This window comes from Nocardia sp. NPDC050412 (assembly GCF_044458825.1).
In the GTDB taxonomy this organism is placed as follows: Bacteria; Actinomycetota; Actinomycetes; order Mycobacteriales; family Mycobacteriaceae; genus Nocardia.
This window is the reverse complement of sequence record NZ_JBITIJ010000005.1, coordinates 362,733-376,092: the sequence shown is the minus strand read 5'-3', so window position 1 is coordinate 376,092 and position 13,360 is coordinate 362,733. Positions and strand designations below refer to the sequence as shown.

Annotated in this window: 12 protein-coding genes; 8 read left to right on the top strand and 4 right to left on the bottom strand. The window is 65.3% G+C overall.

Annotated elements, in window-relative coordinates:
* Positions 1-28: 28 nt before the first annotated feature.
* Both ACIBI6_RS16220 and ACIBI6_RS16215 read left to right on the top strand, forming a co-directional pair.
* Positions 29-640, top strand: a complete 612-nt coding sequence (locus ACIBI6_RS16220) for a helix-turn-helix domain-containing protein (RefSeq protein ID WP_364351305.1) — start codon at positions 29-31, stop codon at positions 638-640.
* Positions 641-811: 171 nt separating this feature from the next.
* Positions 812-1,954: an epoxide hydrolase family protein gene (locus ACIBI6_RS16215; RefSeq protein WP_364351302.1), complete on the top strand. Its 1,143-nt coding sequence runs from the start codon at positions 812-814 to the stop codon at positions 1,952-1,954.
* Positions 1,955-2,207: 253 nt separating this feature from the next.
* Here ACIBI6_RS16215 and ACIBI6_RS16210 read toward each other — a convergent pair whose 3' ends face one another.
* A complete protein-coding gene (locus ACIBI6_RS16210; protein ID WP_396956794.1) occupies positions 2,208-3,725 on the bottom strand; it encodes a flavin-containing monooxygenase in 1,518 nt (505 codons plus the stop codon).
* A 258-nt stretch (positions 3,726-3,983) separates the two neighbouring features.
* Here ACIBI6_RS16210 and ACIBI6_RS16205 point away from each other — a divergent pair, with 258 nt between their 5' ends.
* From ACIBI6_RS16205 to ACIBI6_RS16195, 3 genes are all read left to right on the top strand, one after another.
* Positions 3,984-4,397: an SgcJ/EcaC family oxidoreductase gene (locus ACIBI6_RS16205; RefSeq protein ID WP_364351296.1), complete on the top strand. Its 414-nt coding sequence runs from the start codon at positions 3,984-3,986 to the stop codon at positions 4,395-4,397.
* Between the two features lie 108 nt (positions 4,398-4,505).
* Positions 4,506-5,546 carry a crotonase/enoyl-CoA hydratase family protein gene (locus tag ACIBI6_RS16200; protein WP_364351293.1) on the top strand — a complete coding sequence of 347 codons (1,041 nt, stop codon included), beginning with the start codon at positions 4,506-4,508 and terminating at the stop codon, positions 5,544-5,546.
* 269 nt (positions 5,547-5,815) lie between these two features.
* The gene (locus tag ACIBI6_RS16195; RefSeq protein ID WP_364351290.1) at positions 5,816-6,940 is read left to right on the top strand and encodes a BTAD domain-containing putative transcriptional regulator; all 1,125 of its coding nucleotides are present in this window, start codon (positions 5,816-5,818) and stop codon (positions 6,938-6,940) included.
* Here the strand turns inward: ACIBI6_RS16195 and ACIBI6_RS16190 are convergent.
* A complete protein-coding gene (locus ACIBI6_RS16190; protein ID WP_396956792.1) occupies positions 6,937-9,036 on the bottom strand; it encodes a serine/threonine-protein kinase in 2,100 nt (699 codons plus the stop codon). The genes ACIBI6_RS16195 and ACIBI6_RS16190 overlap by 4 nt on opposite strands.
* A gap of 176 nt (positions 9,037-9,212) precedes the next feature.
* On the opposite strand from ACIBI6_RS16190, the gene ACIBI6_RS16185 reads away from it, so the two are divergent.
* On the top strand, positions 9,213-9,812 hold the full coding sequence (locus ACIBI6_RS16185) for an HAD family hydrolase (protein ID WP_364351284.1): 600 nt from the start codon (positions 9,213-9,215) through the stop codon (positions 9,810-9,812).
* Here ACIBI6_RS16185 and ACIBI6_RS16180 read toward each other — a convergent pair.
* Complete coding sequence (locus tag ACIBI6_RS16180) at positions 9,809-10,450, bottom strand: TetR/AcrR family transcriptional regulator C-terminal domain-containing protein (RefSeq protein WP_364351281.1); 642 nt, start codon at positions 10,448-10,450, stop codon at positions 9,809-9,811. The genes ACIBI6_RS16185 and ACIBI6_RS16180 overlap by 4 nt on opposite strands.
* 128 nt (positions 10,451-10,578) lie before the next feature.
* Here ACIBI6_RS16180 and ACIBI6_RS16175 point away from each other — a divergent pair, with 128 nt between their 5' ends.
* Entirely contained in the window at positions 10,579-11,727 is a 1,149-nt protein-coding gene (locus ACIBI6_RS16175) for an acyl-CoA dehydrogenase family protein (protein ID WP_364351278.1), read from the top strand.
* 35 nt (positions 11,728-11,762) lie between these two features.
* On the top strand, positions 11,763-12,515 hold the full coding sequence (gene fabG, locus ACIBI6_RS16170) for a 3-oxoacyl-ACP reductase FabG (RefSeq protein ID WP_396956791.1): 753 nt from the start codon (positions 11,763-11,765) through the stop codon (positions 12,513-12,515).
* Positions 12,516-12,548: 33 nt separating this feature from the next.
* Here fabG and ACIBI6_RS16165 read toward each other — a convergent pair whose 3' ends face one another.
* Positions 12,549-13,268, bottom strand: coding sequence for an SDR family oxidoreductase (locus ACIBI6_RS16165; protein ID WP_364351273.1), 720 nt, complete (start codon positions 13,266-13,268; stop codon positions 12,549-12,551).
* Between the last annotated feature and the right edge of the window lie 92 nt (positions 13,269-13,360).

The window sequence follows — 13,360 nt, the reverse complement described above, 5'->3', positions numbered from 1 at the left end:
GACGTCAATGTCAACGACGATGGAATCCATGACGCAGGCAGGCTGGTCGGTGCGAGCGGCGCGGGAACGATCCCATACCGACCGTCATCGCGCGCTGCTCGATGCCGCCGCCCGCGTCTTCGCCGAGCGCGGCTACGACAAGACGACCGTCGCCGATATCACCGCCGCCGCAGGCGTTTCCCGCGCGACGATGTACGTCTACTTCGCCTCCAAGGACGAAATCTTCCTCGCCCTCGCCGCCCAGGTTCGGGACGGCTTCCTGGCCGCGCAGGAGCCCGATGTCGATACCGACGATCCCCGAGTGATGCTCACCGCCACCATCGATGCCTTCGCCGCCGCAGTCCACAATGCCGGACCCATGCTGCGCCTCATCGAAGAACGCGGTGCCGTCGACGACCGAGTAGCTGTGCTCGCCCAGGAAATCGCCGAACGCCCCATCCGCCGATTCACCCGCTACCTCGAACGCCTCCACACCGCGGGCCGCATCTCCCCCGCTGTCCCACCGCGAATAGTCGCCGAAACCATCGGCTATGCCCTGACCCGCGGCACCCTCACCCGCGCCGACGCCACCCCGCGCGCCCGCGCCACCTACCTTGCCTACATGCAGACAGTCGCCGAAACCCTCTTGTCCCCAACCTGATTCACCCCGGACTCAAATGCGGCGATTGACATCAATCCGTCGACCGCCAGGCGCATCCGCAGCAGGAGCGACGAGAGCTCGAGCAGTCGAGCTGAGGTCTCGAACACACTGCGCGTTCACCGCCAGAACCTAGGGCCGATGTTGTCCTAGCTGCGTTCTAGGGTGATTCACATGAGCACCGAGATCACTCCCTTCCGCATCGACGTCCCCCAAGAGCAGCTCGATGACCTGGATCGGCGACTGGACGCCACCCGCTGGACCGACGCGGATCCGGCTGCGGGGTGGCGACAGGGCATCCCGCTCGACTACACCAGGGACCTGGTCGACTACTGGCGCAACACCTACGACTGGCGTGCTCAGGAGGCCCGGCTCAACTCCTTTCCGCAGTTCCGCACCGAAATCGACGCCCACGACGTGCATTTCATCCACGTCCGCTCAGCCGAACCCGACGCGCTGCCGTTGGTGCTCACGCACGGGTGGCCCGGATCGATCGTGGAATTCCTCGACGTGATCGGACCGCTGACGGACCCGGTGGCCCACGGCGGCAAAGCAGAGGACGCCTTCCACGTCGTCGTGCCGACCATCCCCGGCTATGGATTCTCCGGACCCGCGGTCGGCTGGTCGACCGCGCGGGCCGCCAAGGCCTGGGCGGAACTGATGCGCCGACTCGGCTACGACCGCTACGCCGCGCACGGTGAAGACACTGGCGCCGCGATCTCCCGACAGCTGGCGGTCATCGACGCCGAACACCTCGTCGCTGTACATCTGACGATGATCGCCTCCGCAACGGTCACCCCGGAAACCGCCGATCTCGACAACCCGGCCGAACGGCGTGCACTCGAACTGGGCCGCCGCGCCCAATACGAACTCGGTGCGTACGCGATGCTGCAAGCAAGCCGCCCGCAAACACTGGCCTACGCCCTCGCCGACTCACCAGTGGGCCAATTGGCTTGGATCGTCGAACGATTCAAGGACTGGACCGACTCCACCGACGCACCCGAAGACGCCGTCGACCGTGACGCAATGCTGACCAACGTCATGATCTACTGGCTCAACGCCACCGCGGGCTCCTCGGCACGTTACTACTACGAAGGCGCCGCCACTTGGGGAGCGCCGGAGCCCGAGACCGATGTACCGGTCGCCGTAGCGGTGATGCCGCACGACCTCGGTATCCCGGTCCGCCGCATCGCCGAGCGAAACCACAACATCGTGCGCTGGACCGAATTCGAGCGCGGCGGGCACTTCGCCGCCATGGAAGAACCCGATCTCATCGTCGACGATCTGCGCGCCACGTTCCGCGAATACCGCAAATAGACATGGAATCTCGGCGATCCACGGCGAACACGACGTCGCCATTGGCGGGTCGAACTCGCCGTGGATCGCCGACCTGTGTGCCGCTCCCTCCGAGGGCCAAGCGGATGTTCGTGTTGAACTGTTGGCCTTTATGAATCTCCGCAGGATCGCTTCGGTCGAGGCGGTGTCGGTGCGGATCCCGGTCGCGTAGTCGAATTCGATTCCATCGCCATCCTGGTGCCGTGTGGATGGCGCCGTCGCGACTTCTCGCGCCCTAGGCGATCCGCTTGCGTGCCTGGGCCCTCGACTTGCGCCCGGGTTGGGCGGCGCCTGCTGCATCGTCGAAGGTGAGTACCCCGTCCTCCAGGGGCGCCTTGCGTAGGAGTACGCGGTCGCGGAAGTAGTTGTTGATGACCTGCCAGGGCCCGCGGGCGCCCTGACGAGGCATGACGCCGTCGCCGCGTTGGATGTAGCCGGAGGTGAGGGCGCCGCCCATCAGTGACTGATCGGAGCGGTCGGCGTCTTCGGCGATCGCGACGACCTTGGTGTAGCCGTGGGACTTCATGTGGTTGAGGATTCGGCAGAAGTATTCGGCGGCCAGATCTGCCTTCAGCGTCCATGAGGCGTTCGTGTAGCCGAGGATAAGCATTGCGTTCGGGATGCCGTCGAGCAGGGCGCCCTTGTAGATCACGTGCTCGCGGGTCGACACCGGCTCCCCGTCCACCTCGAGCGCCGCGCCGCCGAGGATCTGCACGGTGAGACCGGTCGCGCTGATGACGATATCGGCGGGCAGTTCCTCCCCGGATGCGAGCCGAATGCCGGTTTCGGTGAAGCGGTCGATGTGATCGGTCACGATCGATGCCTTACCGCTGCGCAACACCTTGAACAGGTCGCCGTTCGGGACGACGCACAGCCGCTGGTCCCACGGGTTGTACGACGGCGTGAAGTGCCGCATATCGATCTGCTTGCCGAGTTGCATCCGCACCGCGGCGAGCAGCAACTTCTTCGACAACTCGGGATTGGTGCGCGAGAGCTGGAAGCTGGCCCGCTGCAACGCGATATTGCGCGCCCGTCCGGTCCGATAGGCGATCTTCTGCGGCACCCGCGCGTACTTCATACCGACCGCGACCGGGTCATCGGCGGGCAGTGCGGTGATGTAGGTGGGCGAGCGCTGCAGCATGGTGATGTGCGCGGTGTCGTCGGCCATCGCCGGAACCAGCGTGATCGCGGTCGCGCCGCTGCCGATGACCACGACGCGCTTTCCGCGGTAGTCGAGTCCCTCCGGCCAGTGCTGTGGGTGCACGATCTGCCCGCGGAAGTCCGCCTCGCCCGGGAACTGCGGGCGGTATCCGTTGTCGTAGTCGTAGTAGCCGGTGCAGCCGACCAGGAAGTTGCTCGTGTAGATCTCGGTCTCGCCGGTCTGCTCGTCGAGCGCCTCGACGGTCCACAGCTCGGTTTCGCTCGACCAGCTGGCATTGGTCATCTTGCGCCCGAACCGAATGTGCTCGGTGACGCCGTATTCCGCGGCGGTGTCCTCGATGTATTGGCGGATGTGCGGCCCGTCGGCGAGCACCTTGGTGCCGACCCATGGACGGAAACCGAAGCCGAAGGTCAACATGTCGGAGTCGGAGCGGATGCCCGGGTACCGGAACAGATCCCAGGTCCCGCCGATGGCGGTGCGGCGTTCCAGGATCGCATAGCTGCGTCCGGTGTGCTCGCGGGTGAGATGGCACGCCATCCCGATGCCGGACAGGCCCGCGCCGATGATCAGTACGTCGACATGCCGCGTCATTGAGGTAATCCGTTCGTCTGCTCTCACCCGGGCACCCTTGCCCGACCGTCCCCCAAGATTACCTGTTATCTAAAGTAACGTCTAGTCGACAAGGTGCTGACGGCGGGGCCGATCGGTAACCGGCGCGAAATTCGCCATTGGGATCTTGCACGAATGCATTCCGAATCATTGCGTCTGCGTGATGAATTCGGCACGCTCTGTGGGTAAGAGCCACGGCGCACACCATCGCGGCCGGGCCGGAGAGGACGACAACCCGATATGTCCGATGACGAAAAGCAGATCCGGATCCTGATCGAGCGGTGGGCGGCGGCGGTGCATACCGGCGATCTGGCCGGGGTGCTCACCGATCACGCCGACGATATCGTGATGTTCGATGTGCCCCCGCCGAACGAAGGTGTGCGCGGCATCGACGCGTATCGGGATATCTGGCCCGGCTTCTTCGAATGGCAGGCATCGGGTGCAACCTTCGATATCGTCTCGCTGGAGGTAGCAGCGGGCGCGGACGTGGCATTCGCGCACGCACTGCTGCTGTGCGGCACGGCGGAGGATTTCGCCCGCGATCCGGCCAAGCGCCTGCGCATCACCTTCGGCCTGCGCAAACAGCACGGGCGCTGGTCTGTGATGCACGAACACCACTCCTTCCCCGACGACACCGCGGCACCCGAGGCCTGAGCTCGAGCCGGTTCGCTACGGTGGCATCGAGCGCAACGATGCAGCGAACGCCGGTGGCGTGGTGCACCGTTGCCGCGAATACGGCATCGAGTGCACCGGGAGTTCCACGTGAATCAGCCTGATAGCGAAGCCTTTTCGAACCATGCGGGCACCCGCCCCGCGGCCTGGTACGAGAACTGGACAGAGGTACCCGATTCGCCGTGGCGGGATCGGCCCGAGCCCGCCGGCGAACGCGAGTACCGCACACTCACCTATGAGCGCGACGGGCGCATCGCGCGCATTACCTTCAACCGCCCGGAGAAGGGCAATACGATCACCCCGGACACCCCGGTCGATCTCGCGCATGCGGTCGAGCGAGCCGATCTGGATCCGCGGGTGCACGTAATCCTGGTGTCAGGGCGCGGCAAGGGTTTCTGTGGCGGCTACGACCTGGATATGTTCGCCGAACAGGGCAGCCACGGTGTCGACGGCTCGATCGACACCACCGGCACCGTGGCCGATCCAGTGGTGCAGGCGGTCAATCACAATCCCTGGGGCACATGGGATCCGATGATCGACTACGCCATGATGAGTCGGTTCAACCGCGGTTTCGCCAGCCTCATGAACGCCGATAAGCCGACCGTCGCGAAATTGCACGGGTTCGCCATCGCGGGCGGCACCGATATCGCGCTCTACTCCGACCAGATCATCTGCGCCGACGACACCAAAATCGGCTACCCACCCACCCGTGTATGGGGCATTCCGGCGGCGGGTATGTGGGCGCATCGCCTCGGCGATCAGCGCGCGAAGCGGCTGCTGTTCACCGGTGACTGCATCAGCGGAAAGCAGGCCGAAGATTGGGGCCTCGCGGTCGAATCGTGTCCGGCCGATGAACTCGACGAACGCGCCGAGGCATTGGTGGCTCGCATCGCCCGGATGCCGATCAACCAGCTGATGATGGCCAAACTGGCGCTCAATTCGGCGCTGCATTCGCAGGGCGTGACGAATTCCGCGATGATCAGCACGGTATTCGACGGGATCTCGCGGCACACGCGCGAGGGCTACGCATTCCAACTGCGTTCGGCCACCGTAGGTTTCCGCGAGGCCGTGCGCGAACGCGACGAACCATACGGCGATTACAAGCGCGCCCAGTTCCGCGCCGAGGAATAACGCGCTCAGCGCGTGTAGCGGTGCTTCACCCCGACCGGGAAGTAGTCCGGATCGCCACTGGGGCGCAGCTCGACTGACGTTCGGGCGGAACGTAGTGCGCGCGTATTCGCTATTGCGGGCGCGGCAATTCGTCACGAATCGATTCGACCGGATCGTCTGATACTTCTTCAACGCGGTCGCCGAACGCGGCACCCGCTGCCACGATTGATACCGGAAACGGCGAGGTCGTGGCGCTCGATAGTTATTTTCGAGAACGGGAGGACTGGGGGATGTCGGATATGCGGGCGGGGTACGGGGTGCTCGGACCGGTGCAGTTGACGATCGACGGAGTGGCGCAACCGCTCGGCGGCGTCAAACAGCGCGCGGTACTGGCGTATCTGGTGGTCAATGCGAACCGGCCGGTGTCGACGGAGGCGCTGGCACAGGCGGTGTGGGAGGAAAATCCGCCGCCGGATATCCGGATCAGCCTGCATACCATCGTGTCGAATCTGCGAAAGCCGTTGCGGGATGCCGGACTCGATGCGCGCACGATCCTTTCGCGCGCCGGCACCGGATACCGGATCGCGGCGCCCGCGGACAGTTGCGATGTCCAGCGATTCCGTGCCCGCAGGGAATCCGGATTGCGGGCCATGGCCGCGGGCCGGTTCTCAGTGGCCAGCGAGGTGCTCTCCAACGCGCTCGACCAGTGGCGCGGCACCGCGCTGGCGGATCTGCAGGGACTCGGCTTCGCTGATGCCTTCGCCACCGCCCTGGACGACGAACGTATCGGGGCTGTCGAGGCCCGTGCCCAGGCCGAGATCGCGCAGGGGCGGGCCGATGGCGTGATCGCCGAATTGGCCGAATTGGCCGATAGGTATCCGCTGCGCGAACCGCTGTGGGAGCAGCTGATCACCGCGCTGTATGTGAACGGGCGACAGAGCGACGCACTCGAGGCGCTGCGCCGATTGCGGGTGACGCTCGCCGATGAGCTCGGGATCGATCCGGTTGCCTCGATTCGCGAACTCGAAGCCAAGATGCTGCGGCAGGAACCGCTGACCCCGCCCGCCGATGCCGTCGCATCCGCACTGCGCGCCACCACCGTCGTCGATCTGATAGCGCCTGAATCCCAAGCGTACCTGCGGGATTCGAGCGGGCAGACCTTCCCGATCACCAGCCCGTTCACCCGTATCGGCCGCCTGCCCGACAACGACATCGTGCTCGACGACGGCAAGGTCAGCCGCCATCACGCCGTGATCGTCAGCAATGGGGTGACATGCGTGCTGAAGGATTTGTTGTCCTCCAACGGTGTGTTCGTCGGCGGGATTCGGGTCATCGACGGCGCCGCGCTCACCGATGGTGTGACGATCCGCATCGGCGCTACCGAATTCACCTTCGGTGTCATGCCGCCCAACTAGCTGACGTGCTTATCGAACCAGTCCACCAGTTGGGCTTCGGTTTTCGGTCCGGGGAGCGGGTTTCCCGGTATCAGCGTGCAGAACTGGGCGAGCATGCGGGTAGCGGAGTGTACGGCCACCAGGCACGTCCGGGGGCCGATGTCCGGTTCGTTGTCCACGAAGCAGAAGAATCGGCCGACTTCTTGGCCCCCGCTGCGCCACACGTCGTCGGCGCCCCCGCCGTGGCAACTGTGTCCGCCGAGGACCCCGACATCGGCGCGGTACAGGGTATCGGCCGACTGGGCGTCCGGGAATCCGAAGAAGAGGGCGGACGGATAGTCGGACGGCGTACTGCACGCGATGGCCGCGATCACCGTGCCGCCGGGCGGCGGCACGTGCCCACAGTTCCCCGGGCCGAAGGCACTGCCGAGTCGCCCGAGGAGGTCGCGGTCCTCGGGTGTGAAGAAGTCCGGGTCGCGAGCGGCTTCGGCAGTGAGGAACTGGTTGGGCATGGACTTCGCCATGTAGTCGCGCATCGGCTCGTCGCTGGGCGCAGGCCAGATGAAGAAGGCCAGCGCCAGCTGGGTCTCATCGGTCAGTAGCAGGGATGGTTTCGGCGCGTTGGGTGCCTCGGCGCGGTTGGCTATGCACGCCTTGCGACCGATCTCCTTGCCCTCGTACATCACCGGGCCGTCCGCCCCGGCGGGGTCGCTCGGGCAGTTCGTGGCGTGGAAGGTGCGGACCAAGAGGTTGTAGTAGTCGCGCAATGCGTCGATATTGCGAAAACGCATGTATCGGACCGCCGACTCACTGGCGGCGGGGTTGTCCGGGCAGAAGATGACCGCGACGGTGGTTGAGGCGTCGGGCTGCTCGTGTTGGCAGGTGGATCGTTTGCGGCCGGTCTGTGCGACGATCTTCAGCAGATCGATATCCGCGTCGCGCAATGCGGTGGCGTCGGCGACCGCGGTGCCCTTGCGATCTCCGAGCAAGGTCCAGGCTCCGAAACCGGCCCCAGCGGCGATCACGGCGGCGAGTGCCAGGACGAGGGCGGTCAGCACACGGCGTCGGCGGCGCGGTTCGGCGACAGTGGGTCCCCGAGTATCGTGTTTCTCGGCCTCGGGCTGCTCAACGTCGGATCGCTGCGTACCGGGATTCCGGACAACGGATGACAGATCGTCACGAGTCGCGATATCGGGTGAACCGACTTGTCCTGCTTCACTATTCGAGGTTCGTCCGTCGGTATCGGATACCGCGTTGCGTCCTTCGGTAACCGCGCCCGCACTCGTCAGTGCGGCCTCCGCCGCATGCGCGAGGTCCCCCGCCGCCCGGTAGCGTTCGCGCGCGTCCTTGGCCATGCCGTGCTCGATGACGGTATCGAGCGCGGGCGTCACATCAGGCCGATTCGTACTCGGTCGCGGCACCGGTTCGAACAAATGCGCGCTGATGATCTCGGCGTCGGTGCTGCCCCGATACGGCCGTGCACCGGTGAGGCATTCGTAGAGCACGCACGCCAGGGAGTAGACATCGACCGCGGGCGTGGCGTGCTCGGCGCGGAACCGCTCCGGCGCCATATAGCTGAACGAACCGATCACCGCGCCGTGTGTGGTCAGCCCCTGATCTGCATCCGAGTGCGCGATACCGAAGTCGACCAGGTAGGCGAAACCATCCGGGGTGAGCAGAATATTGTCCGGTTTGACATCACGGTGGACCAGCCCTTCGGCGTGTGCGGCATCCAATGCCGAGGCGATCTGCCGGATCACCGCCACCGCCCGCGGTGCGGGCATCGGCCCCTCACTCCGCAATACCGACGGCAGGCTGGCACCGTCCACCAGGCGCATGTCGATGTAGAGGCGGCCGTCGATCTCGCCGTAATCGTGAATCGGGATGACATGCGGTTCGCGCAGTCGCGCGGCGGCATCGGCCTCGCGCTGGAACCGCTCGCGGTACCCCTCGTCCTGCGCGAGGCGTTCCAGGAGCACCTTGATCGCCACACTGCGGCGCTTGCGCAGGTCGTAGGCCTCGTAGACCTCGCCCATGCCGCCGCGCCCGATCAGTCGATCCAACCGATAGTGCCCGAAAATCGAGCCCATGGTCAGTGGCTGGCGCTGGCTCGTCATCTCGTCCTCCGCGATGCAGACCGGAGCCGTTCGCTGTCGGTTAACTGTAAGGTCGGCGATCGGCTTTTCGCGCCGCCTGCGGAAATGTTTCGCCTGATTGATCTTCGCCGTGCCCGGTTTGGTTAACCGCCGACGCTGTCGCGCGGCCGATCGAGCGTCGACGATAGAGTCATGGGATGACCTGGACCGTCGGATTCGACCTCGATATGACACTGATCGACTCCCGACCGGGTGTGCGCAAAGCGATCGAGCAATTGGCCACCGAGTTCGACCTGCCGTTGCGCGGGGCCGAATTAGCCGACCGACTCGGCCCCCCACTGGCGATGCTGCTGGCCGACGTCGGTGCGCCCGAGGAGCTCATTCCGGCACTCGTGTCCCGCTACCGCGAGATCTATCCATCGATCGTGCCCTACATTCCGGCCATGCCGGGGGCCGATGCCGCACTGGATGCCGTCCGTGCGCGCGGCGGACGGGTGCTCATCGTGACCGGCAAGCACGAACCGCTGGCCCGACTGCACGTCACCGAGCTCGGGTGGCGAATCGATGAGGTGGTCGGTGATCTCTGGTCCGACGGCAAGGCGGCGGCATTGCGAGAGCATGGCGCGGACCTGTTCGTCGGCGATCACGAGGGCGATATGCGCGGGGCGCGGGCGGCGGGTGTGTACGCGCTCGGGGTCATGACCGGGCCCTGCGATGCCGACGAATTGCGCACGGCGGGAGCTGATTTCGTCTTGGGTGAGCTGACCGAATTCCCGGACTGGTTGGCCGCGCGCTAGCCCGCCGCACCCTCCAGCGTCTCAAACCGTAACGACAACCCGTCCAGCAACGCACGCAATCCGGTCTCGAAGGCGGCGTCATCGATATCGCGCTGCCGTCCCGATAGCAGATGCGCCTCGTCCAGGTGCGGATAATTCCCGCGATAGACCGCCGCGTCCTCCGGGAATCCACCAGCGAACGACCCCAGCGTCGACCCGGTGACGAAGAACCGCATCAGCGCCCCCACCTGGGTGGCTTCCCTTCGGGGCCAACCCGCCGCCACCAGACCTCCGAAGACCGCATCGGCCTGCCGCAAGGCATTCGGGCGTCGACCCATGCCCTGATTGAGGGCGGGTACGACCTTCGGATGCGCCGCCAGGGCCGCCCGATACGACCTGGCCCAATCGCGTAGTGCCACACGCCAATCCGAGATGTTGGTGAACATGGACAGATCGATCTCGCCGAGTACGGCATCGATCATCGCGTCCAGCAGATCGTCCTTGGTGGCCACATGGTTGTAGAGCGATGGGCCCTGCACCCCGAGTTCGGCGGCGAGTCGACGGATCGAAACCGCCTCCAGACCTTCGGCATCCACCAGATCCAGCGCGGCCGCCACGATGCGGGCGCGACTGAGCAAGGGGCGGCGGGGCCTTCCCACGAAAACCTCCTGGTCGATCGATCCAGTATCACACGGTGGATACCCACAACATCAAACTTGCATCGTTAGTTTATCGAGGGTTAGCATACGAGAAACTTTCGCCGTTAGTTTTCCTGCCCGGAGTCGCGATGAACCTGGAACTGTCCGACGAACAGGCCGCCGCCCAGCGCTTGGCCGCCGAATTCGTCGACCGCGAGATCGCGCCGCATGCGACGGAGTGGGACCGGACTGAATCCGTCGATATCGCGATCGTGTCCAAACTGGGCGAAGTCGGCTTTCTCGGCCTGACCATTCCCGAGGAGTACGGCGGCAGCGGTGGCGACCATCTCACCTACTGTCTGGTGCTGGAGGAACTCGGCCGCGGCGACTCCGCGGTGCGCGGAATCGTCTCGGTCTCTTTGGGTTTGGTCACCAAGTCGATCAACCACTACGGCACTGAGGAGCAGAAGCGTACCTGGCTGCCGCGCCTGACTTCGGGCACCGCACTCGGCTGCTTCGGCCTCACCGAACCCGGAACCGGTTCCGATGCCGCGCAATTGCGCACCCGCGCGGTCCGCGATGGTGACGACTGGGTGCTGTCCGGGACCAAGATGTTCATCACCAACGGCACCTGGGCCGATATCGCCCTCATTTTCGCGCGCACCGGCGGTGCGGGACATCGCGGCATCACCGCATTCCTGGTCCCGACCGACTCCCCCGGTTTCACCGCCCGAACCATCCACGGCAAGCTCGGATTGCGCGGACAGGCCACCGCCGAAATCGTGCTCGACGGCGTACGGGTTCCCGACAGCGCCCGATTGCACGATGAGGGCAAGGGTTTCACCGTCGCGATGGCGGCACTGGCCAAGGGCCGAATGTCGGTGGCCGCCGGTTGTGTCGGTATCGCGCAAGCCTGCCTGGACGCCGCGGTCGGATATGCCACCGAGCGCGAACAATTCGGCAAGCCGATCGCCGGGCATCAGCTGGTGCAGGAGTTGCTCGCCGATATCGCCCTCGATGTGGATGCGGCCCGGCTGCTGGTGTGGCGGGTCGCCGACCTGATCGACCGCGGTGCCGAATTCGCCATCGAATCGTCGAAGGCCAAATTGTTCGCCAGCGAGGCCGCGGTACGCGCGGCCGATCGGGCGCTACAGGTCTTCGGCGGTTACGGCTATATCGACGAATTCCCTGTCGGCAAATATCTACGCGATGCCAAGGTGATGACCCTGTACGAGGGCACAAGCCAGATCCAGAAGCTACTGATCGGTCGTGCGCTGACCGGCGTGAGCGCATTCTGATGGGCGCCGTAGCGAACTCTCGAGGAGGACTTTCGATGACCAGATTCACCGACCGGGTCGCCGTCGTCACCGGCGCGGCACAGGGTATCGGCGCGGCCACCGCGCAGTTGCTCGCCGCCCAAGGCGCGCAGGTCGCAGTGCTCGACCGCAATGCACCTGAGGACACCGCCGCGCAAATCGTCGCGGCGGGCGGCACGGCCCGCGGTTATGTCTGCGATGTCACCGATCGCGCCTCGGTGGAATCCGTATTCGCTGATATCGCAATAGTTTTCGGCGGGCCGCACATTCTGGTCAACAATGCGGGCATCACCCGCGACGATCTGTTCTTCCGGCTCTCCGAGGACGACTGGAATGCGGTGCTCGCGGTCAATCTGACCGGTGTATTCCACTGCACCCAGGCGGCCCAGGAGTACATGGTCGCCCAGCGCTACGGCAAGATCGTCTCGCTGTCCAGCCGCTCGGCGCTCGGCAATCGCGGTCAGGCGAATTATGCGGCCGCGAAGGCCGGGATACAGGGCCTGACCGCGACGCTCGCCCTCGAGCTCGGGCCATACAACGTCAATGTCAATGCCGTCGCGCCAGGCTACATTGCCACCGCGATGACGGCCGCGACCGCCGATCGGGTCGGGCTCACGGCCGAGGACCATCAGAAGGCCGCCGCCGAACGGACTCCGCTCGGTCGAGTGGGCCAGCCCGAGGAGGTCGCCGCGGTGATCGCGTTCTTGGCCAGTGATGAGGCGTCCTATGTGAGTGGCCAGACGTTGTATGTCAACGGCGGAGCGCGCTGAATCCCGGAGCGACAAGGTTGCAAGGTCGGGTGCTCACCACGGCACCCGGCCGACGCGGTTGAAGAAGCCGCCGGTGGGGCCGTCGGGACCGATGGTCGCGAGATGGACGATGGCGTCGGTGCCCTCGGTGACCGTTTGATGCCCTGAGTTTCCGTTCAAATCCGTTGCGGTGTAACCGGGATCGGCGGCATTGATTCGCATCTGCGGCAGTTCGCGCGAGTACTGCGTGGTGATCATGTTCAGCGCGGTCTTCGAGGAGGGATAGACCAGGCCGAGGATCTGCGATTCGATCCGGCTCGGATCGGACGTGATTGCGATCGAACCGATGCCGCTGGACACCATCACGATGCGTGGATTGGTGGCGGCACGCAATAGCGGAAGAAAAGCGTGGGTCGCCTGGACGGGCCCGAAAACATTGGTCTCGAAGACATTCCGGAAATCGGCGGCAACGGTGTCGGCGGGAGTGGCCCGCGTGCCTCCGATACCGGCATTGTTGATCAGCACATCCAGGTGCGGCGTCCGCGCCGCGATGGTTTCGGCGGCGACCGTGATCGATTCGACCGAAGTCACGTCCAACTGGACGAATTCGACATTCAATCCCTGTTCGGCGAGGTCGAACGCGGCCGCCTTACCGCGCTCCGCATCGCGAGCACCGAGGAATACCTGCCAGCCGAGTTCGGCCAGCCGCCGGACCGCCTCGCGGCCGATTCCCCTATTCGCCCCGGTCACCAGGGCTGTTGTCGTGTTGGTCATGACTCGAGCCTGGCCTGCCACCCGAATGTGGCTCCAGGGCCGCCAACTCCTGGGACCGGCAGTACCACCCCGGCACCCGCACGCTGCGGCAT